The organism is Janthinobacterium lyxosi (genome assembly GCF_051380665.1).
Taxonomy (GTDB): domain Bacteria; phylum Pseudomonadota; class Gammaproteobacteria; order Burkholderiales; family Burkholderiaceae_D; genus Janthinobacterium.
The window spans coordinates 104,819-130,917 of record NZ_JBNYXM010000015.1; the positions used below are offsets into that span (position 1 = coordinate 104,819).

The 26,099-nt window shown below is 62.6% G+C and carries 22 protein-coding genes, 4 tRNA genes and 1 pseudogene; 19 read left to right on the top strand and 8 right to left on the bottom strand.

The features are described from left to right. Window positions 1-77: 77 nt before the first annotated feature. From ACQ4WP_RS17515 to ahpF, 19 genes and pseudogenes are all read left to right on the top strand, one after another. On the top strand, window positions 78-290 hold the full coding sequence (locus ACQ4WP_RS17515) for a VF530 family protein (protein WP_071326083.1): 213 nt from the start codon (window positions 78-80) through the stop codon (window positions 288-290). An 11-nt stretch (window positions 291-301) separates the two neighbouring features. Then, on the top strand, window positions 302-580 hold the full coding sequence (locus ACQ4WP_RS17520) for a DUF4404 family protein (RefSeq protein ID WP_219887820.1): 279 nt from the start codon (window positions 302-304) through the stop codon (window positions 578-580). A 226-nt stretch (window positions 581-806) separates the two neighbouring features. After that, window positions 807-3,068 carry a YgiQ family radical SAM protein gene (locus ACQ4WP_RS17525; protein ID WP_436522868.1) on the top strand — a complete coding sequence of 754 codons (2,262 nt, stop codon included), beginning with the start codon at window positions 807-809 and terminating at the stop codon, window positions 3,066-3,068. A 277-nt stretch (window positions 3,069-3,345) separates the two neighbouring features. Continuing rightward, window positions 3,346-3,489 (top strand): annotated as a pseudogene (locus ACQ4WP_RS17530) (double zinc ribbon domain-containing protein); the annotation flags it as partial. Between the two features lie 60 nt (window positions 3,490-3,549). After that, a complete protein-coding gene (locus tag ACQ4WP_RS17535) occupies window positions 3,550-4,287 on the top strand; it encodes a hypothetical protein (RefSeq protein WP_436522872.1) in 738 nt (245 codons plus the stop codon). A 48-nt stretch (window positions 4,288-4,335) separates the two neighbouring features. Next, window positions 4,336-5,058 (top strand): hypothetical protein, encoded by a 723-nt coding sequence (locus ACQ4WP_RS17540; protein WP_436522792.1) that lies wholly within the window; start codon window positions 4,336-4,338, stop codon window positions 5,056-5,058. A 65-nt stretch (window positions 5,059-5,123) separates the two neighbouring features. Further along, the gene (locus ACQ4WP_RS17545) at window positions 5,124-6,251 is read left to right on the top strand and encodes a hypothetical protein (RefSeq protein ID WP_436522794.1); all 1,128 of its coding nucleotides are present in this window, start codon (window positions 5,124-5,126) and stop codon (window positions 6,249-6,251) included. Window positions 6,252-6,259: 8 nt separating this feature from the next. Further along, entirely contained in the window at window positions 6,260-7,366 is a 1,107-nt protein-coding gene (locus tag ACQ4WP_RS17550) for a zinc-ribbon domain-containing protein (protein ID WP_436522796.1), read from the top strand. A 162-nt stretch (window positions 7,367-7,528) separates the two neighbouring features. Beyond that, on the top strand, window positions 7,529-8,410 hold the full coding sequence (locus ACQ4WP_RS17555) for an EamA family transporter (protein WP_436522798.1): 882 nt from the start codon (window positions 7,529-7,531) through the stop codon (window positions 8,408-8,410). 208 nt (window positions 8,411-8,618) lie between these two features. Further along, the gene (locus ACQ4WP_RS17560; RefSeq protein ID WP_436522800.1) at window positions 8,619-9,578 is read left to right on the top strand and encodes a sugar ABC transporter substrate-binding protein; all 960 of its coding nucleotides are present in this window, start codon (window positions 8,619-8,621) and stop codon (window positions 9,576-9,578) included. Between the two features lie 84 nt (window positions 9,579-9,662). Then, window positions 9,663-11,216, top strand: a complete 1,554-nt coding sequence (locus ACQ4WP_RS17565) for a sugar ABC transporter ATP-binding protein (RefSeq protein ID WP_436522802.1) — start codon at window positions 9,663-9,665, stop codon at window positions 11,214-11,216. 18 nt (window positions 11,217-11,234) lie between these two features. Beyond that, window positions 11,235-12,206 (top strand): ABC transporter permease, encoded by a 972-nt coding sequence (locus ACQ4WP_RS17570; protein ID WP_426089549.1) that lies wholly within the window; start codon window positions 11,235-11,237, stop codon window positions 12,204-12,206. Window positions 12,207-12,227: 21 nt separating this feature from the next. Continuing rightward, a complete protein-coding gene (locus ACQ4WP_RS17575) occupies window positions 12,228-13,286 on the top strand; it encodes a LacI family DNA-binding transcriptional regulator (protein WP_436522804.1) in 1,059 nt (352 codons plus the stop codon). After that, complete coding sequence (rbsK, locus tag ACQ4WP_RS17580) at window positions 13,283-14,194, top strand: ribokinase (RefSeq protein WP_436522806.1); 912 nt, start codon at window positions 13,283-13,285, stop codon at window positions 14,192-14,194. Before ACQ4WP_RS17575 ends, rbsK begins: the two co-directional genes overlap by 4 nt. A gap of 13 nt (window positions 14,195-14,207) precedes the next feature. After that, a complete protein-coding gene (rbsD, locus tag ACQ4WP_RS17585; protein ID WP_436522808.1) occupies window positions 14,208-14,600 on the top strand; it encodes a D-ribose pyranase in 393 nt (130 codons plus the stop codon). Between the two features lie 134 nt (window positions 14,601-14,734). Next, window positions 14,735-17,596, top strand: coding sequence for an EAL domain-containing protein (locus ACQ4WP_RS17590; RefSeq protein WP_436522810.1), 2,862 nt, complete (start codon window positions 14,735-14,737; stop codon window positions 17,594-17,596). Window positions 17,597-17,765: 169 nt separating this feature from the next. After that, entirely contained in the window at window positions 17,766-18,164 is a 399-nt protein-coding gene (locus tag ACQ4WP_RS17595) for a DUF3597 domain-containing protein (protein ID WP_436522812.1), read from the top strand. A gap of 188 nt (window positions 18,165-18,352) precedes the next feature. Then, window positions 18,353-18,916 carry an alkyl hydroperoxide reductase subunit C gene (ahpC, locus tag ACQ4WP_RS17600; RefSeq protein WP_436522870.1) on the top strand — a complete coding sequence of 188 codons (564 nt, stop codon included), beginning with the start codon at window positions 18,353-18,355 and terminating at the stop codon, window positions 18,914-18,916. A gap of 104 nt (window positions 18,917-19,020) precedes the next feature. Further along, a complete protein-coding gene (gene ahpF / locus ACQ4WP_RS17605; protein WP_436522814.1) occupies window positions 19,021-20,616 on the top strand; it encodes an alkyl hydroperoxide reductase subunit F in 1,596 nt (531 codons plus the stop codon). Between the two features lie 65 nt (window positions 20,617-20,681). Here the strand turns inward: ahpF and ACQ4WP_RS17610 are convergent, their stop codons facing one another. The 8 genes from ACQ4WP_RS17610 to ACQ4WP_RS17645 all read right to left on the bottom strand — a co-directional run bounded on the left by ACQ4WP_RS17610 (window position 20,682) and on the right by ACQ4WP_RS17645 (window position 25,936). Next, window positions 20,682-21,020: a CzcE family metal-binding protein gene (locus ACQ4WP_RS17610; RefSeq protein WP_436522816.1), complete on the bottom strand. Its 339-nt coding sequence runs from the start codon at window positions 21,018-21,020 to the stop codon at window positions 20,682-20,684. A gap of 135 nt (window positions 21,021-21,155) precedes the next feature. Further along, complete coding sequence (locus ACQ4WP_RS17615; protein ID WP_436522818.1) at window positions 21,156-21,782, bottom strand: ATP-binding cassette domain-containing protein; 627 nt, start codon at window positions 21,780-21,782, stop codon at window positions 21,156-21,158. Continuing rightward, window positions 21,773-22,870 carry a hypothetical protein gene (locus ACQ4WP_RS17620; protein WP_436522820.1) on the bottom strand — a complete coding sequence of 366 codons (1,098 nt, stop codon included), beginning with the start codon at window positions 22,868-22,870 and terminating at the stop codon, window positions 21,773-21,775. The genes ACQ4WP_RS17615 and ACQ4WP_RS17620 overlap by 10 nt, the downstream gene beginning before the upstream one ends. Before the next feature lie 162 nt (window positions 22,871-23,032). Beyond that, window positions 23,033-23,109 (bottom strand) — tRNA-Asp (locus tag ACQ4WP_RS17625). Between the two features lie 57 nt (window positions 23,110-23,166). Further along, window positions 23,167-23,242: transfer RNA gene (locus ACQ4WP_RS17630), tRNA-Val, on the bottom strand. Window positions 23,243-23,459: 217 nt separating this feature from the next. Then, window positions 23,460-23,536: transfer RNA gene (locus ACQ4WP_RS17635), tRNA-Asp, on the bottom strand. A gap of 54 nt (window positions 23,537-23,590) precedes the next feature. After that, window positions 23,591-23,666: transfer RNA gene (locus ACQ4WP_RS17640), tRNA-Val, on the bottom strand. Window positions 23,667-23,764: 98 nt separating this feature from the next. Further along, entirely contained in the window at window positions 23,765-25,936 is a 2,172-nt protein-coding gene (locus ACQ4WP_RS17645; RefSeq protein ID WP_436522822.1) for a S9 family peptidase, read from the bottom strand. Window positions 25,937-26,099 lie beyond the last annotated feature (163 nt).

A 26,099-nucleotide genomic window follows, 5' to 3' on the forward strand; every position in this document is an offset into this window, starting at 1 on the left:
TATGGCGCACGCAAGCTTTCTGTGCCGGCGGCGTAGAATTGAGTAAGATGTAAATAAGAAGGCAGTTGAAAGAGTATATGAGTCAGCAAGATTTGAATGGCATTACCCTGGAAGGTATCGTGACGCGCCTGCACGCCCACTACGGTTGGGACGGCTTGGCCAAGCACATCGATATCAATTGCTTCATCAGCGATCCCAGCATCAAGTCGAGCCTGAAGTTTTTGCGCAAGACCCCGTGGGCCAGGAGCAAGGTGGAACAGCTATACCTGGACACGCAATTTACTGACTGACAGGAAAAAACATGGATAGCAAACTCAAGGAATCGCTGCAACAACTGCATTCGACACTAGCGACCAGCGGCCCCGTCGATGAAGAACTGCATGGTTTGCTGCAAAAACTCGATGTCGACATCAAGCTGCTGATGGAAAAGCGCGCCGCGCAGGAACAGGACGAAGAGTCGACCACCTATGGACTGGCCGAGCGCAGCCAGGAATTGTCGGCCAAGTTTGCCGTCAAGCATCCGAAACTGGAGCCGGCGTTGCGGGAATTGGGTGAAATTTTAGCCAATATGGGTATTTAAGCAAGTTGCGGGAAATGCCGGGCCTTGTCCTGCCGGGACGGGCCTTCTTTCCCCAAGTGATTGAAAAATAAACGTTTTTTGCACTGAAATCCAACAGTAAAAAGCAGGCCGTCAGGTTGGAAATGGCCAATTCCGGTACAATCCGTACCCTATGAGCTCCCCTACCAATTTATTTGCGACCGTTCCCAAGCGGTCTGCCCGCGCTGCCGTGGCGCCTTTCCTGCCGATGTCGCGTGCCGAAATGGACGCGCTGGGTTGGGACCAGTGCGACGTCATCCTCGTCACGGGCGACGCCTACATCGACCATCCGAGTTTCGGCATGGCCTTGGTGGGCCGCCTGCTCGAAGCGCAAGGTTACCGCGTCGGCATCATCAGCCAGCCGGACTGGCTGTCGGCCGAAGCGTTCCGCATCCTCGGCAAGCCGCGCCTGTACTACGGCATTACTGCCGGCAACATGGATTCCATGGTCAACCAGTACACGGCCGACCGCAAGATCCGCTCCGACGACGCCTATACTGCCAACGCGGAACCGAACAAGCGCCCGGACCGCGCCGTCACCGTCTACGCCCAGCGCGCGCGCGAAGCGTATCCCGACGTGCCGGTGGTGATCGGCAGCATCGAGGCATCCCTGCGCCGCATCGCCCATTACGATTACTGGTCGGACAAGGTCCGCCGTTCCGTCTTGCCCGATTCCAAGGCCGATTTGTTGATCTTCGGTAATGCCGAACGGGCGCTGGTCGACCTGACCCACCGCCTGGCCGCCGGCGAAGCGATCAAGGATATCCGCGACTTGCGCGGCACGGCCTTCATGGTGCCGTCCGGTTGGCTGCCTGGCGACGACTGGGGCGTGCACAATTCCACCCGCGTCGACGTGCCCGGCAAGGTCGACCCGCACTACAGCCCGTACGAGATGGTGCAGGAAGACAAGACCGCCTGCGCCACGGAAAATGCCTCGAAATCGGCCGAAGTCATCAAGCCGATCCGCATCATGAGCCGCGAAGAGCGCCTGGCCATGGCCAAGGAAAAGCACGACAAGACCGTCGTGCGCCTGCCCGCCTACGATGTCGTCAAGGATGACCCCGTCATGTATGCGCACGCCTCGCGCGTGTTCCATCTGGAATCGAATCCCGGCAATGCGCGCGCCATGGTGCAGGCGCACGGTGAACGCGACGTGTGGCTCAATCCGCCGCCGCTGCCGCTGGCCATGGACGAGATGGATGGCGTGTACGACATGAATTACGCGCGCGCGCCGCACCCGAGCTATGGCAAGGCGCACATTCCCGCCTGGGAAATGATCCGTTTCTCCGTCAACATCATGCGCGGCTGTTTCGGCGGCTGCACTTTCTGCTCGATCACGGAGCATGAAGGGCGCATCATCCAGAGCCGTTCGGAGCCGTCGATCTTGCGCGAAATCGAGCATATCCGCGATAAAACCAAAGGCTTTACGGGCACCATTTCCGATATGGGTGGCCCCACGGCGAATATGTACCGCCTCGCTTGCAAGGAAAAAGAGATCGAAGTCTCGTGCCGCCGCCTGTCCTGCGTGTACCCGTCCATCTGCGTCAACCTGGGCACGGACCACAGCAAGCTGATCTCGCTGTACCGCAAGGCGCGCGCCATTCCCGGCATCAAGAAAGTGCTGATCAGCTCGGGCTTGCGCTACGACCTGGCCGTGCGTTCGCCCGAATACGTGAAGGAACTGGTGACGCACCACGTCGGTGGCTTGCTGAAGATCGCGCCCGAGCACACGGAAGAGGGCACCTTGTCGAAGATGATGAAGCCCGGCATTGGCGCGTATGACGAGTTCAAGGAAATGTTCGACCGTTTCTCGCTGGAAGCGGGCAAGAAGCAGTATTTGATCCCGTATTTCATCGCCGCCCATCCGGGCACGACGGACACGGACATGTTGAATCTGGCCCTGTGGCTGAAGAAAAACAATTTCAAGCTGGACCAGGTGCAAACCTTCATGCCCACGCCGATGGCCATGGCCACGACCATGTATCACACGCGCAAGAATCCCTTGCGCAAGGTGACGGCAGATTCGGAAGTGGTGGAAACGGCCCGCAGCGGCAAGATCCGCCGCACGCACAAGGCTTTCCTGCGCTACCAGGACCCGGCCAACTGGCCTATCCTGCGCGAAGCGCTGGTCAACATGGGCCGTGGCGACTTGATCGGCAATGGCGACAAGCATTTGATACCGGCCTGGACCTCGTCGGAATCGGGCGGCCTGGCCGCAGGCGAACGCAGCCGCCAGACGCATGGCGCCGGCACGCCGGACAAGTTCAAGGTCACGCCCGGCAAGAACCGCATCGCCCTGGGCGGCACGGCAGCGGCGCCCAAAGCGTCGGCTGCGGAGTCGAAGGTGCGTCCATCGATCTTGTCGACCATCAAGACCAAGACCAAGCCGGCCGCCGTGCCGATGGGGCGGGGCAGCAAGCCGCCTGCCAAGGGCGGCCATGCCGCGCCAGCACGGGGCGGGCGCAAGTAAACTGTCCTCGGCGCCTCGGGCATCGACTTAAAACCCGGCAACGCGTACTGCGTTGCCGGGTTTTTTTGTTCTCTGCGCCCCAACATGGGGGCCGCCATGATGGCAGGTTTTTTACCAATATTTAAAAATTGAATAGAGCAAAAGGCAATTTTCCCTTGTGGCAACTTGGTGTTTGAAAATATACTCCGTGAATATTTAGCCGTACGGCAACATAGCTGCCATTCTGGCAAGCGATACAAGCGTACGGTGTCAGCGTTTATATGAAAAGAGATGCCAATTGAAATGCCTTTCCTGCCAGGCCGAGAATAAGCCGGGCGCAAAATTCTGTTCTTCCTGCGGCATGACGTTTGCCGCTGCCGCTCCGGTGCCAGGCAAATCCTGTGGTCAGTGCGGCCATGACTGCAAGCTGGACGCCAAGTTCTGTCCCAAGTGCGCGTTCAGCTTTGCCGTGGCGCCTATGGTGTCGCCGGAGCCGGTTTCGGTGCCGGTTCTTGAGCCAGCGATTGCCCTCGCTCCTGAGCCGGTGCCGCTGCCGGTTGCCGCACCGGCACCACCGCCCGTGCTGGAAAAGCGCCGTGCCGAAGCCGTGCCCGCACCAGCGCCAGCACCGGAAACGAAACCTGCTCCCGCGCCCGCCAGCGTGCCCGAAGCGCCAACCGACAGCGCAGCCGGTGGCAGCCGCGTCAAGCTGATCGCCGCAGCCGTCGCAGCGGTAGTGCTGCTGGGCGGTGCTGGTGGCTATTATTTCCTCTCAAGCAAGCCGCCAGCACCGGCGCCGGAAGCCGTGCCAACGCTGCCGACGGACCCTGCGCTTGCCGCCGAGAAGCCGCTGGACATCAGCGACCCTGTGCTCGATGGCGCCACGGCGGCCGAGCCTGTCGCGACGCCAGTGGCGGCCGAACCGGCACCTGTCGCTGCGCCAGACCCCGAGCCAGCACCGGCTGTGGAAAAGCCGGTCCTTGTCGCGGAAAAGCCGATCAAGCCCGTCAAGGCCGCGCTGCCACCGGCGCCTGTCAAACAGACTGCCGGCCTGGAAAGCGTGATCACGGAAAGCCTGTCGGAAGCGAGCCACTGCATGAACCAGCGCAAGTACGACTGTGCCATCGCCAACGCGAATGCCGTGTTGCGCATGGACACGGGCAACCGCTACGCGCTCGACATCAAGCGCAAGGCGAAAGAAGCGCAAGACAAGGCGCTGTCGCAAATCCAGATCGAGTAAGCCGCGCTGCTTGCCTTCCCCCCAATTTTGATCCTCCTGGAGAATGACGTGAAAAACTTGAAACAAATTGCCAAACCCATGGTGGCGCTGCTGGTCGTGTCCTCGATGCTGGCCGGCTGCGCCGCGCCGGGCGGCCCTGGCGCCACCGGTATTACCACCGCCGGCACCGAAGCGGCCAGCGGCGAATGCAATACGGCCATGCTGGCCGGCATCGGCGCCGTCGTCGGCGGCTTGCTGGGCGGCGGCAACAATACCGTGCGCGGCGCGGCACTGGGCGCCAGCCTGGGGGCGCTCGCCTGCGTGGCCTTGAATTATCAAAGCCAGCAAGTCAAGACGGCACAGCAGGTGCAGACCGATTACAAGGTGGCCAACAAGGGCAAGCTGCCCGAGCAGTCGACCCTGGTGAAGTACGAGACGGGCTTTACGCCGTCCTCCGTGCGTCCGGGCCAGAAGGCGCAGACCAATTCGTATATTGAAGTGGCGGCCGGCACGCGCGATCCGAATCCGCTGGTGGAAGAAGAATTGAGCCTGTACAAGCCCAACGGCGAGCTGATCAAGACCGTGCGCAAGGTGGTCAGCAGCAACAACGGCAGCGGCGCCTACAAGGGCGGCTTCTCGATTCCCATGCCCGAAGGCGTGCCGCAAGGCATTTACCCGGTGCGCACCGCCCTGTACCTGAATAGCAAGCGTGTCGGTGGCCAGGACGTCAAGCTGCAGATCGTCCAGCGCCAGGCGCCTGCGAGCGAGCTGCAACTGGCGCTGGCCTACTGACACATTCATACCACGGGGTGGCCAGGCAGGCCGTCCCATCCCGATTGACCCCTTCCAGGCTAGACATGACCATTTCCACAGAAGCACATAAACCGTTCCCCTTTTCCTCCGCCGTGGGGTCGCTGATCGAAGCGACCGACGCCATCAAGAATTTCCGCGCGATTGCCCTGCTGGCCCTGACCTTCATCGGTGCCGTGCTCGTCGGTGGCGTGCTGACGATGCTCGCCGGAAGCATGAGCAGTGTCGTGCTGGCCTTCCTGGGCGGCCTGACGGCTTTCCTGGTGATGTTTTACGGCTCCAACGCCGTGGGCATCCTGCTGATGCGCGATGTGCAGGGCCAGCCTGGCATGAGCCTGGTTGATGCCGTGCTCGTCTCGCTGTACACCAGCCATCGCCTGATCGCGGTCGTCTTCCTGGAATTTTTGATCGTGCTGGCGGCCATGATCGCCATCGCCATCATCTTGTTCGTCTGCAAGATCCCCGTGCTTGGCCCTGTGCTGTACGCGGTGGTCTTCCCTTTGTCGGCCATCGTGCTGGGCGTGCTGGTGTTTGCGCTGTTCTACGTGATGCTGCCGCTGGCCGGCCCTGCCGCCTGGTCGGGCGCCAGCGTGTTCCAGATCATTGCCCGCCTGAACCTGATCGTGCGCACCAAGCTGGTCTCGGTGATCCTGCTGGAAGTGCTGCTGTTCCTGATCACCTCGTTTGTGGCGCTGCTGATCTTTGGCGTGCTGGGCACGGGCGTGTCGCTGACCAGCGGCATGTCCGCCGGCATCCTGGGCCTGGGCGGCCAGATGAATATGTACGCGCTGGCCTCGGGCCTGGGTGGCGGCAGCGGTTCCGGCTATATCATCGCTGCCGGCCTGGGCGGCGGCTTGCTGCTGGCGGCCGCGGCCGTCGTGCCGGGCCTGATCTTTACCAAGGGCGTGTGCATCATTTACCTGAACGCCACGCGTAATGTTGATTTCAGCGCCTCCGAAGCAAGCCTGAACGACGGCCTGGCCGTGGTCAAGAAAAAAGCCGAGGAAGCGCGTGAACGCGCGCGTGCCCTGGCCGAGCAGGCCGCTGCACCCGCCGCGCCAGCCGCTCCCGCGCCGGCTGCCGCACCCGTTGATAGTTTGCACTGCCCGAGCTGCAAGGCGCCGGTCGCATCCGACGATGCGTTCTGCGGCGAATGCGCGCATAAACTCAAGTAAGGCAGACCATGGCGCAATTCTGTAAACAGTGCGGCACCGCCCACGCGCCCGACGCGCGCTTTTGCGATGAGTGCGGCAAGGCCGTGAACGCCGCACCGTCGCCCGGACCTGTGCCGGCTCCCGCTGCGCCCGCCAAACCGGTAGGCGCTGGCGTGCAGCGGCGCCACCTCATCCTGGCCGGCGGCGTACTTGCGGTGCTCATCGTGGCTGGTGGCGCCCTGGCGTGGCTGCTGGCGCCAGAGGCGGCCTCGGCCAGCAGTTTCGGCCGCGCCATCAATGCCCACCTGGCGGCCGACGAGGCGGCGCGCGACAAGCTGCTGTGCCTCGCCAACTTGCCGTACCAGAAGGAAGAAATCCGCGTGGCCTCGTACGACACCTCGACCCGGCAGTGGCTCGATATCCTCGTGCGTGGCGGGTTGTACAGCGCTCCCGTCGAGCAAAGCAGTGGTGGCTGGCTTGCGCAATCACAATTTGTCTACGCGCTGGCCGCACCGGGCAAGGCCGCCTTGCGCGGCGACAAGCTGTGCGTGGCCAAGGGCGTGAAGGTGGCCAAGGTCAGCGGCTACGAACAGGTACGCGAGATGGGCGGGCAGCAGGTGGCGATGGCCATGGCCAAGCTGGCCCTGACTGATGAGGCGGTATGGTTCAGCGCCTCGCCGGATCGCGCACTGATCCTGCAACGCTTGCCGCATAGCGACCTGGAAGTGGAATGGCCGCTGGCCCTGGTCGACAAGCAATGGCAAGTCACCGACCGCGCGCAATGGCAGCAGGCCGCCATGAGCATGGCCATGGCAGGGGCCTTGGGCAATGCGTCGGCCACCCAGGGACCGGGCATGCTGGACAAGCTGAAAAGCCTGTTCAGCTTCGGCGGCCACCCGCTGGTGGGCAAATGGAAGAGCTCGACGGGCGAAGTCCTGGAATTTACGCAGGACAGCATGATCGAGAACGGCAAGACGACCAAGGCCACCTTTGCGACGGAAGGCAATCTCGTGATGATCGTCTCGGAAGAGGGGGGCGGCATGGCCGCGCAAATTAGCCTGAGCAACAGCAACAATACGGCCTTGCTCACCGTCGGCGGCATGCCGATCGCGGCGATGCAGCGCGTGCGCGATTAAGCATCAGGCCGGCGGCGCAACGTGCCGCCTGGCGCAGTCCCCGAAGCCCGGCCATGCCGGGCTTTTTTACGCCCGCCCGCCAGCGGCGCAGTGGTGGATTTATCTTGACATCAAGATAGTTCGCGCTCACACTGGGTTTTTATCTTAACGTCGAGATAGTGTATGCCTGCCTCCGCTGCCCGCCCCGCCTGGGGCGATATCGTGCTCACGGCGCTGGCGCCCCTGATCTGGGGTTCCACATATATCGTCACCTCCGAACTGCTGCCGCCGGACCGTCCTTTCACGGCGGCCCTGATCCGCGTGCTGCCGGCCGGCCTGCTGTTGCTGCTCCTGATGCGGCGCCTGCCCGCGCGGCGCGACTGGGGCCACGTGCTGATTCTTTCCGCAATGAATATCGGCGTGTTCCAGGCGCTGCTGTTCGTGGCCGCCTACCGCTTGCCGGGTGGCTTGGCGGCCGTGGTGGGGGCCATCCAGCCGCTCTTGGTGATGGGCATGGCCTGGGGCGTGGAAGGGCGCCGTCCAGCCCGTCTGGCCCTGCTGGCCAGCGTGCTGGGCGTGGCTGGCATGGGCCTCTTATTGTTGTCGCCGCGCACGGTGTGGGAACCCATCGGCATCGCCGCCGCACTGGGCGGCACGGCCTGCATGGCGGCCGGCACCTATCTGACGCGGCGCTGGAAACCGGACTTGCCCGTGCTGGCGCTGACGGGCTGGCAATTGCTGCTCGGCGGCCTGATGCTGGCTCCCGTCGCCTGGCTGGCCGATGCGCCCTTGCCGGCGCTATCCCTGCAGCAAGTGCTGGCCTACGCCTACCTGTGCCTGGCCGGCGCCCTGCTGGCGTATGCACTATGGTTCCGCGGCATCGCCCGTCTGTCTCCCGTGGCCGTCTCCTCGCTGGGCTTGCTCAGTCCCCTGATGGCCGTCGTGCTGGGCTGGGCCTTGCTGGGCCAGGCCATGACGGGCTGGTCGATGCTGGGCTTGCTGCTGGTGCTGGCCAGCGTGCTGGCCGTGCAGTGGGCCAGTGCCCGGCCCGCAACAAACCCCTGACTCCTGCGCATTTCTCCCAGGCTGGCTGATCGCATCGGCCTGCCCGGTCCCCTCTGGGTATCCCTTTTTTGCTGCACTGCACATACAGTTTTGCTTGCACTGATATGTGGCATTGAGGCACTATTCGCTTCGCGCAAACGTTTGCGCGCAATGAAATTCCTAAAAAGCATGGTGTAGACGTGCTTGACCAACAACTCTGGAGACGCTCATGACATCCCGTATTCGCCTGAAAATGATTGCCGCCGCTGTCCTGGTGTGTGCCTTGCCCGCCGTGCCGGCGATGGCGCAGACTCAGCCTAAGCCGAAGGTGGCGCTGGTGATGAAGTCGCTTGCCAATGAATTTTTCCTGACCATGGAAAATGGCGCCAAGGCGCATCAGAAGGCGAATGCCGCCAAGTACGACCTGCTGTCGAACGGCATCAAGGATGAGACGGATACGTCGAGCCAGATCAAGCTGGTCGAGCAAATGATCGTTTCGCGCGTCAACGCGCTGGTGATCGCCCCGGCAGATTCGAAAGCGCTGGTGCCCGTGCTGAAAAAAGCCATCGACGCCGGCATCATCGTCGTCAATATCGACAACAAGCTCGACGAGGGCGCCCTGAAAGAGAAGGGCATCACCGTGCCGTTCGTCGGTCCGGACAACCGCAAGGGCGCCAAGGTGGTCGGCGATTACCTGGCCAAGCAGGTCAAGAAGGGCGACCCCGTCGGCATCATCGAAGGCGTGTCCACCACCTACAACGCGCAGCAGCGCACCCTGGGTTTCCAGGACGCCATGAACGCGGCCGGTGCCAAGGTCGTCAGCGTGCAGTCGGGCCAGTGGGAAATCGCCCCCGCCAACACGGTAGCGGCCGCCATGCTGAACGCCAACCCGAATATCAAGGCCTTGCTGTGTGGTAACGACAACATGGCCATCGGCGCCATTTCCGCCATCAAGGCGGCCGGCAAGACAGGCAAAGTGCTGGTCGTCGGCTACGACAACATCAACGCCATCAAGCCGATGCTGGCCGATGGCCGCGTGCTGGCTACCGCCGACCAGTTCGGTTCGCAGCAAGCCGTGTTCGGCATCGAGACCGTGCTGAAAGCCCTGGCGCAGAAGAAGAAACAGGCCGAGCTTGGTGGCGTCATCGAAACCAAGGTCGAACTGGTCGCCAAGGGCGCCAAGTCCTGATCGTTTGATCCCGCCGGGGCCGGCGCCCGCTTGCTCACCGAGCAGGCGGCGCCGGCCCCGCCGTCACTACCGCGGAGTTTTATCATGCCTACCGACATCCCCCCGGCGCCACCGGCCACCACCCCTTTATTGACCCTGGACAACATCGGCAAGTCCTATGTCGGCCCCGTGCTGGGCGGCGTGGTCCTGCGCTTCGCCCCTGGCCAGGTGCTGGCGCTGACGGGAGAGAACGGTGCGGGCAAGAGCACCCTGTCGAAGATCATCTGTGGCCTGGAGCATGCCACCACGGGCACCATGCTGCTCGACGGCAAGCCTTACCAGCCCGCCTCGCGTGGCGCCGCCGAGGCGCTGGGCATCCGTATGGTGATGCAGGAACTCAATTTGATTCCCACCCTGTCGATCGCGGAAAACCTGTACCTGAAAAATCTGCCGCAGCGCTTCGGCTTCATCGACCGTACGCGTCTCGAACGCGACGCGCGCGAACAGATGGAAAAAGTCGGCCTGGGCGGGCTCGACCCGTGGACCCTCGTGGGCGAACTGGGCATCGGCCACCAGCAAATGATCGAAATCGCGCGCAACCTGATCGGCGCCTGTCGCCTGCTGGTGTTGGATGAGCCGACGGCCATGCTGACGCACCGCGAAGTGGAATTGCTGTTCCTGCAAATCGAGCGCTTGAAAGCCGAAGGCGTGTGCATCATCTATATTTCGCACCGCCTGGAAGAACTCAAGCGCGTGGCCGACCGCATCGCCGTGCTGCGCGACGGCCAGCTGGTGTGCGACGACGATATCGCGGGACACTCCGCCGCCGACCTGGTCAGCCTGATGGTGGGCCGTTCGGCCGACGATGCCGTCGACTTGAGCGGGCGCACCATCGGCGCGCCCTTGCTGCGCGTGCGTGGCCTGGCGCGCGGCAAGGTGGTCAACCCGACGTCCTTCGACTTGCGCGCCGGCGAAATCCTTGGCATTGCCGGCCTGATCGGCTCGGGCCGCACGGAATTGCTGCGCCTGATCTTCGGCGCCGACCGCGCCGATGCCGGTGACGTGTTCCTCGGCGACAGCGAGGTGCCCGCCGCCTTGCACTCGCCGCAGGCAGCAGTGAAAGCTGGCATTGCCATGATCACGGAAGATCGCAAGGGACAAGGCTTGTTGCTGCGCCAGTCCATCGCCGTCAACACCACCCTGGCCTCGCTCGACACCGTCAGTGGCGCTGGCTGGCTCAACGATGCGGCCGAAGCGACGGTGGCCGACGATTATATTCAGCGCCTGGGCATCCGCTCGCGCAACAGCGCGCAAACGGTGGCGGAATTGTCCGGCGGCAACCAGCAAAAGGTGGTGATCGCCCGCTGGCTGTACCGCGACTGCCCCGTCATGCTGTTCGACGAGCCCACGCGCGGCATCGATATCGGCGCCAAGTTTGATATTTATCAGGTACTGGCCGAACAGGCGCGCCAGGGCAAGGGCCTCGTCATCGTCTCGAGCGACTTGCGCGAACTGATGCTGATCTGCGACCGCATCGCCGTCATGAGCGCGGGCAGCATCGTTGAGACCTTCGAGCGCGGCGCCTGGAGCCAGGACGCGCTGCTGTCGGCCGCCTTCTCCGGCTATTTGACCTCACCTTCCACTCCAGCTGCGGCCTGATCCGCCGGAAAGATTCCCATGACCACCAACTCCTCTCCTTCGTATCTGCAGCGCAGCCTGGCCGACCTGAAAAACTATGCGGGCCTGATCGGCGCCCTGCTGGCCATGTGCGTGCTGTTCTCGTTTGCCAGCGAAAATTTCTTCACGCTCGCCACGCTCAGCACCCTGTCGAACAATATCCCGACCCTGGTCGTGATGGCTGTCGGCATGACCTTCGTGCTGATCATCGGCGGCATCGATTTGTCCGTCGGCTCCGTGATGGCGCTGGCCGCTTCCGTGTTGTCGCTGGCCGTCGTGCACTGGGGCTGGCCCGTGTGGAGCGCGGCCCTGCTGGGCATGTTCGTCGCCGCGCTGTGCGGCGCCACCACGGGCCTGATTTCCGTCGGCTGGCGCATACCCTCGTTCATCGTTTCGCTGGGCGTGCTGGAAATGGCACGGGGTCTGGCCTATCAAGTGACCAATTCGCGCACGGAATACATCGGCAGCGCCGTTGACGGCATTAGCTCGCCGATCGCCTTCGGCCTGTCGCCCGCCTTCATCGCCGCCATCGCCATCGTCGTCATCGGCCACCTGGTACTGACGCGCACGGTGCTGGGACGCCACTGGATCGGCATCGGCACGAATGAAGAAGCCGTGCGTTTGTCGGGCATCAATACGAAACCGTCGAAAGTGCTGGTGTTTGCCTTGATGGGTTTCCTCGCCGGCGTGGGCGCCCTGTTCCAGGTCTCGCGCCTGGAGGCGGCCGACCCGAACGGCGGCGTGGGCATGGAATTGCAAGTGATCGCTGCCGTCGTGATCGGCGGCACCAGCCTGATGGGCGGGCGCGGTTCCGTCATCAGCACCTTCATTGGCGTGTTGATCATTTCCGTGCTGGAAGCGGGCCTGGCGCAAGTAGGCGTGTCGGAACCCGTGAAACGCATCGTCACGGGCCTGGTGATCGTCGCGGCCGTGGTGCTCGATACTTACCGCCGCCGCGGCGAGCGCGCATAATTACAGGAGAAAGCGCGGCCAATGGCAACCATCAAGCAAGTGGCGCAGGCGGCGGGGGTGTCGTTTACCACCGTGTCGCACGTCCTCAACAATACCCGCCCCGTCAGCGACGAGGCGCGCCGCGCCGTGCTGGCGGCGGCGGAGCAATTGCATTACGTGCCCAGCGCGCTGGCGCGTTCCTTGCGCAGCCGCAGCACGGGCACCATCGGCCTGATCATTCCGAATAATACGAACCCGTATTTTTCGGAAGTGGCGCGCGGCATCGAGGACAGTTGCTACGCGGCCGGCTACAGCGTGATTTTGTGCAATTCCGATGACGATCCCGTCAAGCAGCGCGACTACTTGAACGTGCTCTTGACCAAGCGTTGCGACGGCCTGATTTTATCCGCGCTGGCCGATAGCGATGGCGAATTGCTGCGCAAGATGAAGGTGCCGGCTGTGCTGCTCGACCGCGCGCCCAGCGACCTGGCCATCGATGCGGTGGCCGTTGACAACCGCGCCGGCGGCGTGCTGGCCGCGCGCCATTTGCTGGGGCTGGGACGCCGACGCCTCGCTTGCATCGCCGGTCCCCGCGAAGTGAGTATTTCCAACGACCGCATCGACGGTGCGCGTAGTGCCATGGCGGACGCGGGCGTGGTCCTGGCCGATGCGCTGTGCCGCCATAGTGATTTTACGAGCGCGGGCGGCTATGCGGCTGCGCTGGACTTGCTGGCGCTGCCGCAAGGCCAGCGCCCCGACGCCTTGTTCTGCTGCAACGACCTGATGGCCTTTGGCGCCCTGCGCGCCGCCGCCGAGCGGGGCATTGCCGTGCCGGGCGAGCTGGCCGTCGTCGGCTTCGACGATATCGACCTGGCCAGTTTCGTGCATCCGGCCTTGAGCAGCGTGGCGCAAAATACGCGCGAGCTGGGCCGCATCACGGCTGCCTGCCTGCTGGCACGCATCGCCGACCCCGCCTTGCCGCGCCAGCAGCGCAGCATCGCGCCCGCACTGCACGTGCGCGGCTCCAGCGTGGCCGCCACTGTACCTTCTACCGCACCTACTTCTTCACCTGCAACTGAACTGATGGGAATGACATCATGATCGTGGTTATCGGCAGCATCAATATGGACCTGGTCTTGCGCGTGCCGCGCATGCCCCTTCCCGGCGAAACCCTGACGGGTGGCGCGTTTCGCACCATTCCTGGCGGCAAGGGCGCCAACCAGGCCGTCGCCTGCGCGCGCCTGAGCGGCAAAGTGGCGGCCGGTGGCCAGCAAGTGGCCATGGTCGCTTGCGTGGGCGATGACGCATTTGGCGCGACCCTGCGCGCAGCGCTGGTCGGCGACGGCATCATCGACAGCCACATCACCACCTTGCCGGGTGTCGCCTCGGGCATCGCCTCGATCCTGGTGGACGACAATGGCCAGAACAGCATCGTGATTGCCGGCGGCGCCAACGATTTACTCAGCCCCGCGCACATTGATGCGGCGCAAGGCTTGATCGAGCAGGCGGATATTGTCGTGCTGCAGCTGGAAACGCCCATGGCTACCGTCGTGCACGCGATCAAACTGGCCCGCTCCCTGGGCAAGACCGTGGTGCTGAACCCGGCCCCGGCGGCCAGCTTGCCCGAAGGCGTGCTGGAACTGGTCGACTACCTGATTCCGAATGAAATCGAAGCGGCCATGCTGGCCGGCGTCAGCCCGCAAGGCGCGGACGTCAAGGCGCTGGCGGCCGCGCTGCAAAAGCTGGGCAGCGACAACGTCATCATCACCCTCGGCTCCAAGGGCGTGCACGCGGCCCTGTATGGCGGCGATTATGATTTCCCGGCCGAAGTGGTGCAAGCCGTCGACACGACGGCCGCCGGCGACACCTTTATCGGCGGTTTTGTGGCGGGCCTGGCGTCCGGCATGGACGAGGCGGAAGCTATCAGCCAAGGCCAGCGCGCGGCCGCCTGGAGCGTCACCAAGCCTGGCGCGCAAACCTCGATTCCCCACTTGCACGAGCTGTTCTAACGACACCACGCCCATGAAAAAATCACCGCTGCTTAATATTGCGCTGTCGCAACTGATCGCTTCGCTCGGCCATGGAGATATGCTCGTCATCGGCGATGCGGGTTTGCCCTCGCAGCCGGGCGTGCCCCTGATCGACCTGGCCTTGACGCGCGGCATTCCCGGCTTCATCGATACCGTGAACACCGTGCTGAGCGAAATGCAGGTGGAATACCATTTGCTCGCCAGCGAGTTGCCACAGCACAACCCGGCCATGGCCGCACAGGTGGCGGCCCTGGATTTGCCCGATGCGCGCCAGGTGACGCACGACGAGTTCAAGCAATTGTCGAAGGGCGCGCGCGCCATCGTGCGCACGGGTGAGTGCAGTCCGTATGCCAACGTCATTCTGGTGGCTGGCGTCGTGTTCTAGCGCAAATCATGGTGAAATTGTTTGCCAAAAATATTAACGTTATTGTCCTCCCTGAAATAATTATCCTTCGGCAAAAGGGGCGACTACAATAGCCTTACCCCTGCCAGATCGGCAGTTTCCTGTGGTGTCCTGCCATGCCGAAGAAAGCATCCGACGCTTTCCGCTCCTTCTTGCCGCTCGCCGGCAGGCTTGCGCGCGGCTGGCGCTGCCTTTTCTTCCTGCTGCTGTGCCTGGCCACGCCCGCCCGGGCGCTGGAACCCATCTCCCTGCAACTCAATTTCACGCACCAGTTCCAGTTCGCCGGCTATTACGCGGCCATCGAGCAAGGTTATTACCGCGAGGCGGGGCTGGAGGTCAAACTGGTCGAAGGCAGCGGCGGGCCGCGTGCCGAGGCCGCCGTGCTGACGGGCCAGGCCGAGTATGGCATCGGCAACAGCACCTTGTTGCTCAGCCGCATGGCTGGCAAACCCTTGGTGGTGCTGGCCGTGGTATTCCAGCATTCGCCCAGCGTGCTGTTGATGCGCCAGCATGGCGGCGCGCCCGACGTGCGCAAGCTGGCGGGGGCGGCCGTGATGATAGGCGCGCCTACCGAGGTGGCGACCGCTTCCGATGAAGTATCGCTGTTCCTGCAGAAAATGGGCGTCGCGCCGCAGCAGCTGCGCCACTTGCCGCCCAGCTACCGGGTCGAGGACTTGATCGACGGCAAGGTCGACGCGATTGCCGCGTATTCCACCAACGAACCGGACTACCTGGACCGGGCGGGTTTTCCCTACTATCAATTTACGCCGCGCACGGCCGGCATCGATTTCTACGGCGACAACCTGTTTACCAGCGAGCACGAACTGCGCCGCCATCCCGAGCGCGTCAAAGCGTTCCGTGCAGCCAGCTTGCGCGGCTGGCAATACGCGATGGCGCACCGCGAGGAAATGGCGCGTCTGATCCACGTCAAATACAGCCAGCGCCACGACCACGCGCATCTGCTGTACGAGGCGCAGCAGATGGAATTGCTGCTGCAGCCCGTGCTGGTGGAGCTCGGTTACATGAATCCCCAGCGCTGGCAGCATATCGCCGACACGTATGTCGCCATGGGCGTGCTGCCGCCCAATGCTACGGACAGCCGCGCCTACAAGGGCTTCCTGTATCGGCCCGTGCCAGGTGCCGACCTGGGCTGGCTGTACCTGTCGCTGGGCGTGGCGGGCAGCTTGCTGGCCGTGTCGGCCGCCTTTCACTTCAGCAACCTGGCGCGCGAGCGCCGCCGCACGGAGGAAACCATCCGCCAGGGGGAGTTGCGCTTTCGCACCATGTTCGAGGAAGCGCCCATGGGCATCGCCCTGATCGATACCGTGAGCGGACAGTTTCTTGATATTAATCCGCGCTACCTGGCCATCAGCGGGCGCAGCCTGGAACACATGAAGCGGTCGAGCTGGATGGAGATCAGCCATCCCGACGACGTGGCCAGCGAGCAAGAGCAGGTGGCGCAGCTGCTGGCGCGGCGCATGCAAGGCTTTCGCCACGCCAAGCGCATCGTGCGTCCCGATGGTGGCGTGGTGTGGGTCGATGCCTCGGTGACGGCCATCGCCACGGCGCGCCATGGCGGGCCGCACCACCTGTGCATGCTGGAAGACGTGACGGACAAGCGGCAAACGGAAGCGCTGATCTGGCAGCAAGCCAATTTCGATACCTTGACGCAATTGCCGAACCGGCGCATGTTCCACGAGCGTTTGCGCCAGGCGCTGGCCCAGGGCCGCCGCGATACGAGCCGCGTGGCCATCCTGTTCATCGACCTCGACCATTTCAAGGAGGTCAACGACACCCTGGGCCACCACCAGGGCGATATTTTGCTGATCGAAGCGGCGCGGCGCATCCGCGTGGGCGTGCGCGAGACGGACACGGTGGCGCGCCTGGGTGGCGATGAATTCACGGTGATCCTGTCTGACCTCGATGATCTGCAGCAAGTCGACCGCATCGCGCGGCAGATACTCGACGGCTTGCTGGCGCCGTTTTTGCTGGGGCAGGAGCAGGCCTTCGTTTCGGCTTCGATCGGCATCACCTTGTATCCGGACGACGCGGGCAATATCGAGGACTTGCTCAAGCATGCGGACCAGGCCATGTATGTCTCGAAAGGCGCAGGGCGCAACCGCTACAGCTACTTTACGCCCGCGATGCAGGTGGCGGCCGTCAACCGCATGCGCATGGGGGCGGACTTGCGCACGGCCTTGCGCGAACAGCAGATGCAGCTGCATTACCAACCCATTGTCGAGCTGCATAGCGGCAATATTGTCAAAGCGGAAGCCTTGCTGCGCTGGAACCATCCGCAGCGGGGCATCGTGTGGCCGCCCGATTTCCTGGCGCTGGCCGAAAGCAGCGGTTTGATCGTGGAGATCGGCGACTGGGTGCTGCGCACGGCGGCCGCGCAACTGCTGCGCTGGCGCGCGCAGGGCCAGGCCATCGGCTTGCCGGGGCTGCAACTGTGCCTGAACCAGTCGCCGCTGGAGCTGCAGCGCGAAGTGGAGGCGCCCGGCACCTGGCTGCGCCAGCTGATGGCGCTCGATGTGCCGGCCTCGGCCATCGTGCTCGACATGCGCGAAGATGCGCTGCTGGGACCCGGTGCCGGTGCCGGCGCCGGCAGCGGCATGGCGCAGCGGCTGCAGCATTTGCGCGAGGCGGGCTTGCAGATCGCCCTGGACGACTTCGGCAGTGGCCAGGCCTCGCTGACGCAATTGCAGCAATGCGGCATCGATTACCTGAAGCTCGACGGCGTGCTGGTGCGCAAGCTGGCGCCCGGCGCCAGCGAACTGGTGCTGTGCGAAGCCATTGTCACCATGGCCCACAAGCTGGGCTTGCAGGTCATCGCCGAAGGGGTGGAGACCGAAGAGCAGCGCGTATTGCTGCTGGGCATAAGCTGTGATTTTGCGCAAGGCGATCTGTTTGCGCCGCCGCTGGCCATCGAAGCGTTCGATGCGCTGCTGCACGCCCGGCGGCCCTTGCACCCTTGAAACAGGCGTGCCCTGCCACCAGATGTCCACTGGCCCTGCGGGACAGGGCTCCCGGCCTGAACAGGCTTATACTCGACTGGCCGGCGCCTGCGCCCGGCATTGCTGTCATGGGTCCTGGACCTAGTGCGCAGGCAAATCTTCTTCCATTCACTCAACTCGAGGTGACCTCATGGGCATTTTCAGCAATATCTACAATAAAATCTTCCACCATGCGTCCGACGCCGCTCCGGCATCCACGCCAGCCGCCGCTACCGACGCGCCAGCGGCGGCAGCACCGGCGGCGGCACCTGCTCCAGCGGTTGCCGTGCCGGTGGTGGACGTGGAAGTGGTGCTGGTCGACCTGGCCAGCAAGAACGCGGAAAAACTTAATTGGCGCACGTCCATCGTCGACCTGATGAAACTGCTGCAGCTTGACAGTAGCCTGGCTTCGCGCAAGGAACTGGCACAAGAGCTGCACTTCACGGGTGACACCAATGATTCGGCCAGCATGAATATCTGGCTGCACCGCCAGGTGATGATCAAGCTGGCGGAAAACGGGGGAAAAGTTCCAGACGCGCTTAAGAATTAAACACCGGGCGGCAGCCGGAATCTCCAGCGCTGCCGCTATTCAATCCTGCGGGAACTGCCTATGATGGTGTTCCCATAGCGTCGTGATAGCTAAAACCAATTGAAACTATTGTGACAATCAATTTTGAATATGGACTAAAACCCCTTACACTAGGGTCTTACTGATTCACCACACGAGAGGAAATGACTATGTCGCTCATCAATACCCAAGTTAAACCATTCAAGGCAACCGCATTCCACAATGGCAAATTCGTCGACCTGACGGAAGCGTCACTGAAAGGCAAGTGGTCGGTATTCGTGTTCTACCCAGCCGACTTCACCTTCGTTTGCCCAACCGAACTGGAAGACCTGGCCGATAACTACGCTCAATTCCAGAAGCTGGGCGTCGATGTCTATGGCATCTCGACCGATTCGCATTTCGCGCACAAAGCATGGCATGACACCTCGGACGCGATCAAGAAAGTGCAATACGCACTGATCGGCGACCCAACCGGTACCCTGTCGCGCAATTTCGAAGTCATGATCGAAGAAGAAGGCATGGCACTGCGCGGTACTTTCGTCATCAATCCGGACGGCTTCATCAAAGTGCTGGAAGTGCATGACAACGGCATCGGCCGTGACGCATCGGAACTGTTGCGCAAAGTTAAGGCAGCCCAATACGTAGCCGCTCACCCAGGCGAAGTTTGCCCAGCCAAATGGACGGAAGGCGCAGCAACCCTGACCCCATCGCTGGACCTGGTTGGCAAGATCTAAGTCTTGAAACCTTGCTACATCTAGCAGCAAACAAGTAGTTACCGCGATGCCGGACCGGGTGTCCGGCCCGGCATTCGCCTAAATATTTGTCAAAGGAAAAAATCATGTTGGACGCAAATCTCAAAGCGCAGTTGAAAACCTATTTGGAAAAAGTAGTGCAGCCCATTGAGATCGTCGTCAGTCTCGATGACAGCGCCAAGGCCCGTGAAATGGAAGAATTGCTCCAGGAAATCGTCCTGTTGAGCGACAAGATCACGCTGGTCAAGCGCAATGATGGCGCCGAGCGCAAGCCATCGTTCAGTATCAACCGCCCAGGCACCGATATCGGCGTGCGTTTCGCCGGCATCCCGCTGGGCCACGAATTTACCTCGCTGGTGCTGGCGCTGCTGCAAGTGGGCGGCCACACCATCAAGTTCGACGACGCCGTGATTGAGCAGATCCGCAACCTCGATGGCGATTACGAGTTTGAAACGTTTATTTCGCTCTCCTGCCATAACTGCCCGGAAGTGGTGCAGGCCTTGAATGCCATGGCGGTGATCAATCCGCGCATCAAGGTCACCACCATCGATGGCGGCGTGTTCCCGCAAGAAGTGGAAGCGCGCCAGATCATGGCCGTGCCGATGATGTTCTTGAATGGCCAGCACTTTGGCCAGGGCCGCACGAATGTCGAGGAAATCCTCGCCAAGCTCGACACCAATGCCGGTGCACGTCAGGCTGAAGCACTGAACAAGAAAGACGTCTTTGATGTGCTGATCGTCGGCGGCGGCCCTGCCGGCGCGGCAGCGGCCATCTACGCGGCCCGCAAAGGCATCAACACGGGCGTGCTGGCCGAGCGTTTCGGCGGCCAGGTACTCGATACGCTTGCCATCGAGAATTTCATTTCCGTCAAGGAAACGGACGGTCCGAAGTTCGCCATGGCGCTGGAACAGCACGTCAAGGAATACGAAGTCGACATCATGAATACCCAGCGCGCGATAAAGTTGACGCCGGGCAAGCTGGTGCAGATTGAAACGGCGAATGGCGCTATCCTGAAAGCCAAGACCGTCATCCTGGCCACCGGTGCCCGCTGGCGCGAAATCAACGTGCCGGGCGAGAAGGAATACCGCAACCACGGTGTCGCCTACTGCCCGCACTGCGATGGTCCCTTGTTCAAGGGCAAGCGCGTGGCGGTCATCGGCGGCGGCAACTCGGGCGTGGAAGCGGCGATCGACCTGGCCGGCCTGGTGAAACACGTGACCCTGATCGAGTTCGGCGCGGAACTGCGCGCCGATGCGGTGCTGCAACGCAAGCTGCACAGCCTGCCTAACGTGAGCGTGATCACCTCGGCGCAAACCACCGAGATCCACGGCGACGGCAAGATCGTCAATGGCCTGAGCTACACCGACCGGGTCAGCGGCGCATCGAACAAGGTCGAGCTGGAAGGCGTCTTCGTGCAAATCGGCCTGGTGCCGAACACGGAGTGGCTGAAAGGCACGGTAGCGTTGTCGCGCCACGGCGAAATCGAAGTCGATGCCCGCGGCCAGACCTCGATCCCCGGCGTGTTTGCAGCCGGCGACGTCACCACGGTGCCGTACAAGCAGATCATCATCGCCACCGGCGAAGGTGCCAAGGCAGCCCTGTCCGCCTTTGACCACCTGATACGCTCGGACGACGAGGAAGTGGTTGAAGAAGCCGCAGCGAAAGAAGCGCTGACGGCGTAACACTTCACGCTGTAACAACCGGAACGGCTGCGAGGCTGCTCCGGTTTTTTTATGGGCGCAGGAAATCAGCTGCCCGCGTACAGCGGGTTGCCGGCGACATACACCGCGATGCCATCGACGGGCATGTCCTTCGGCGCGATGTCGCTCAGGGCGAAGACGGTCTTGTTGTTGAAGGTTTGCACGTGCCACGTAAACCGCTGGCCGGCGCGCGCGATGGTGACGGTTTCGCCGCGCGTGACGTTGATGTGGCGCGTCTCGGGCTGCAGGTCGATGCTGCGCTGGGCGGCGGCGTGCGGGGCGCTGCTGCCATAGTCCGCGGGCGTGCCCGTGGGGCCGGCCGCGATGGAGGAGGTGGCAAGGACGGCGCACAGGATGGCCAGGGTGCTGCGGTGGGTGTTCAACATATTGTTCTCCAAGAATAAGCCTGGCGCGGTGAATAACCGCGCCGTGTTGTCGTAGTGGCTGCACCGGGATCGCCGGTTTTTGCAACACGGCATCGTAAGCTGTCCTTGGTTGATCTGCAAAGCTGTATTTCCTGTCTATATTTCCATCGTCGCCGCCAGCGGCACGTCCGGCGCCAGGTGGCTGGTCAGCACGATGCACTGGCGCGCCAGGCGGCCCGGCTCGGCCAGGCGCGCGCGCAGATGCGCCATGGCGGACGTATCGAGGCCATTGAACGGTTCATCGATCAGCAGCAGGCGCACGGGCAAGGCCAGGGCTAGCGCCAGTTGCAGCTTTTTGTGCTGGCCCAGCGAGAGGGCGGTGATGCTTTGCTGCAAGCTCGGCATCATGGAAAATGCATCCAGTTCGTCGTTCAGCAAGGCTGGGTCACTGTCCGGATACAGGGCCAGGTGCAGGTCGAGCCATTCATGCACCTGCAGCCAGGGCAGGGCGGGCGCGTCGCCGCCGCAATAGAAGGCTTGCGCGCGGTAGGCCAGCGGCAGGCCGCCACTGTCGACGTCATCCAGGCGCATGGCGCCGCGCGCCGGCAGCAGGGCGCCGCCCGCCAGTTTCAGCAGGGTCGTCTTGCCGGCCCCGTTCGCACCGCGCAGCCAGGTGATGCCGGGGCCGAATTGCTGGTTAAAACCTTGAAACACGCTGTGCGTGGCAAAGTGAAAATCGAGGTGCTCGATCTGCAGGGTGGGAGAAGAGGCATTCAATTCCATAATTCGCTTCCGATAGCGCTCAAGGCAAGGATGGACAGGACGACGAGGACGACGCGCCCGCGCGCCGTGAGGCGGGGCAGGCCGACGATGGCCAACAGGGCCGCGCTGGCGGTGAGGGCATACACGCTGGTGACGCGCTGCTGCAAGGCGGCTGGATCAATGCAATACAGCAAGACGCCAGCGCCCAGCAGTACTGCAAATGGTGGCAGCAGGCTGGCGGCGCAGGCCAGGCGTGTCAAGGCAGTGCTGGCCAGGGGCCAGGCGTTCAGCGAAGGGCGCAGCACGGCGATCTGCTCGCGCACGGCCTTGTCGCCGCGGTCCGTCACAATGATCAGGCTGGCGCTGGCCAGTAAACCCAGCAGCGGTGCCGGCACCAGGGGTGCGCGCAACAGCCAGGCCAGCATGCTGGCACCAGCCGTGGCCAGCAAGACGCTTTGCTGCAGGCCAATCACATTTTCCTTGCGCCAGAACGGCAGCCAGAACAGCTGGCGCCACAGGAACACGGTGCGCCAGCGGGGCCGTTGCGGCACATAGGCGCTCATCGTTGGCGGGCGCGCCCTTTGTGCGGCGCGCGGCGCGCGCAGGCGTTGCGCCACGATGAGCGTCGTCAGCAGCCAGGCCAGCAGCCAGGCGGCGATGGTGGCGGCGATGCCGGGCGCGGCAATCGGGCGCAGCCAGGGCGGCGACTGCAGCAGCCAGATGGTGGCCGAGACGGCATAGGCGAAGCCCAGCGGCAGCATCAGCAAGCTGGCCACGGCCACGTCGGCTTGCCAGCGCAAGCGCGTCGGCAAGGGCAGCTGGCGCAGCCAGGCGGCGATGGGCGCCGGCAACAGGCGCTTGCGCAGCAGCCAGGCGGGCAGGCAGCTCAGCAGGGCTTGCGCGCTCACCACGCCCAAGGCGGCGGGCCAGGGCAGGCTCATGGCGAGAAAGCCGGGCAGGGCGATGACGCTGAGTAAACCCAGCAGGACAGGGCCGGCCAGGAACACGAGAATTTCCATGGAGCTGGCCAGGCTGGCGGCAAATTGCAGCAAAGCATGATGCGCCAGGCGCAAGCGCAGGGCGATATAGGGATGAGTACTACGGGGCATGCGCATGCGGGCAGGGGCGGAGTCAGGGTAGCGCTGATTCTAACAGCCGGGGTCAGACCCCTGGATAAGTTAGCTTTAAGGTTGACGTTGACGGTGTTGAGGGTCTGGCCCCACAATGGGAAAAGCCCTTCGGTTCCAGGAACCAAAGGGCTTTTCTTTTATTGGCGGAGCGGACGGGACTCGAACCCGCGACCCCCGACGTGACAGGCCGGTATTCTAACCAACTGAACTACCACTCCAAGCTCGTATGATCTGTGTTGCTGATCCATGAAGCACTGGATAATTTTCTGTATTGGTGGTGGGTGCTGAGAGGCTCGAACTCCCGACCTACGCCTTGTAAGGGCGCCGCTCTACCAACTGAGCTAAGCACCCGCATACCCAGAAAACTATCCCGACGTTTGTCACCACGTCTGGAAGAGGCACTATTATAGGGGGCGCTTTCCCGCTTGTGCAACTATTCTTGAGGGCTAACAGCAGTTTTTTTGCTGAAAAGGGCAAAAATATTCAAGGGAGGGAGTGTTGACGTGTTTTCTGGTTCTGAAATGGGAAAAGCCCTTCGGTTCCGGGAACCAAAGGGCTTTTCTTTTATTGGCGGAGCGGACGGGACTCGAACCCGCGACCCCCGACGTGACAGGCCGGTATTCTAACCAACTGAACTACCACTCCAAGCTCGTATGATCTGTATTGCTGATCCATGAAGCACTGGACAGTTTTCTGATTTGGTGGGTGCTGAGAGGCTCGAACTCCCGACCTACGCCTTGTAAGGGCGCCGCTCTACCAACTGAGCTAAGCACCCGTTGCTTGTCTCAGAAAACCATCCCGACGTTTGTCACCACGTCTGGAAGAGGCGCTATTATAGGACGATGGAAATCCTTGTGCAAGCGCTTTTTCACATTATTCCGTGATATCCCACTGTGACAGCATCCACGCCATATTAAACGCGTTCTCGGCGATGGCGTTATAGCGGCCGGAAGCGCCGCCATGGCCGGCGCCCATATTCGTTTTCAGCAGCAGCGCATTGCCATCCGTTTTATACGTGCGCAGCTTGGCTACATACTTGGCCGGTTCCCAGTACATGACCTGGCTGTCGTTCAGGCCTGTCGTCACCAGCATGGCAGGATAATTCTTGCGCGCAATGTTGTCGTAGGGCGAGTAGCTGAGCATGTAGTCGTAGGCCGCTTTCTGGTTCGGGTCGCCCCATTCCAGGTATTCGCCCGTCGTCAGGGGCAGGCTGGCATCCATCATGGTATTCATCACGTCGACAAACGGCACGGCCGCGTGCACGGCGTGGAACAGGTCGGGGCGCATGTTGACGACGGCACCCATCAAGAGGCCGCCCGCGCTGCCGCCCTGGATGATGAGGCGATTCGGGCTGGTCCATTTTTCGCGCACCAGATAGTCGGCGCTGTCGATGAAGTCATTGAAGGTGTTTTTCTTCTTCATCAGCATGCCGTCTTCATGCCAGGCTTCGCCCATGTCCGTGCCGCCGCGGATATGCGCCTGCGCATAGATGACGCCCCGCTCCAGCAGGCTGATGCGGCTGATGGCAAAACTGGCTTCCGTGGAAATGCCATACGAGCCATACGAGTACAGCAGCAGCGGCGCGGAACCGTCGAGCTTGACGCCCTTCTTGTAGACGATCCACAGCGGCACTTGCACGCCATCGCGCGCCTTTACCCACAAGCGCTGCGTGGTGTAGCGGCTGCCATCAAAGCCGCCGACGATTTCCTGCTGTTTCAGCACCGTGCGCTTGCCGTCTTGCATGTTGACGTCAATCACCGTGGGCGGCGTGACGGGCGACTGGTAGGACATGCGAAATTGCGTGGCGGAAAATTCCGGCGTGCCGGCCGCCGTAGCCAGGTAGACGGGGTCGTCGAACTGCACCGTCTTCCAATTCTTTTGCGCAAAGTCAAAGATGCGCGCGCGGTTCAGGGCGCGCGCTTTTTCCATCACCACCAGGTAGCCCTGGAACACGTCGATGGACTGGATCACGGCGTCCTTGTTGTGCGGCACGACGGGTTTCCAATTCTTCGGCTGCGGCGCGGACAGCGGCGCGCTGACGACACGGAAATTCTTCGCCTCCTTGTTGGTGAGAATATACAGCTGGCCGTCGCGGTGCTCGACGACGTAGCGGTGGCCTTTTTCGCGTTTCAGCACGCTCTGGAAATTGCCTTCTGGCTTGCTCGTTGGCAACAGCAGTACTTCGGTGGTATCCGTGCTGCGGGAGGTCAGCACGAAGAAGCGCTTGTCGTGCGTGCGGCTCACGCCGATGGAGAACTGTTCCACTGGCTCGTGGTAGACCTGCTGCAGCGTGCCGCCCAAGGGCAGGCGGAACAATCGGTCCGCGCGCTTGGTGGTGGCGTCTTCCTGGGTCAGCATCAGGGTGGCATTGTCCGCCGCCCAGGCCAGCGAGGTGACGCGTGGCATGGTGTCGCCCAGCAACTTGCCCGTCTTCAAATCCTTGACGTGCAGTTCGTACTGGCGGAAACCCGTCGTGTCGGTGCTGTAGGCCAGCAATTGTTCATTCGGGCTGATGGCAAACGCGCGCACGGCAAAGAATTTGTGGCCTTCGGCCAATTGATTCTGGTCCAGCAAGATCTCTTCGGCCGCCTGCGCATCGTAGGCGCCACTGGCGCCGACAGGGCGGCGGCAGTGGATAGCGTATTGCTTGCCCGCTTCCGTGCGCGTGTAATAGTAAAAGTTACCTTGGCGCGTGGGCACGGACAGGTCCACTTCCTGCATGCGGCCCTTGACTTCCGCAGTCACCTTGTCGGCCAGCGGCTGGATCGGGGCCGTGACGGCGGCCGTGTAGGCGTTTTCCGCATTCAGGTAATCGATGACGGCAGGATCGGTTTTCTTTTGCAGCCAGCGGTAGTCGTCCGTGACGACCGTGCCGTGGCGCGTTTCCTGCCAGGCCGTCTTGGCGGCGACAGGCGCGGTGGCCGTGGCAACGGTAGTGGTGGCATCGGCGGCCAGCGCGGATGGCGCCAGCGTGGACAGTAGCAGGGCCGGCAGGATGGATGACCAGACGGGCCGGCGGCGCGAAGCGTGATGGGTGATGGACAAGGCGACTCCTTTGAATAGTTGTGTCAGGATTGTAATCTTGCCATTGAGAAAAACAACCGCTGATCGCCGCCGCCGTCGCGCCGCGTTCGTTTCATCTTGCATCCGTGGCCATTTCCGGCAATACTGTATGCATGCACAGTATCTTGCCGCAATAAAGGCAAGC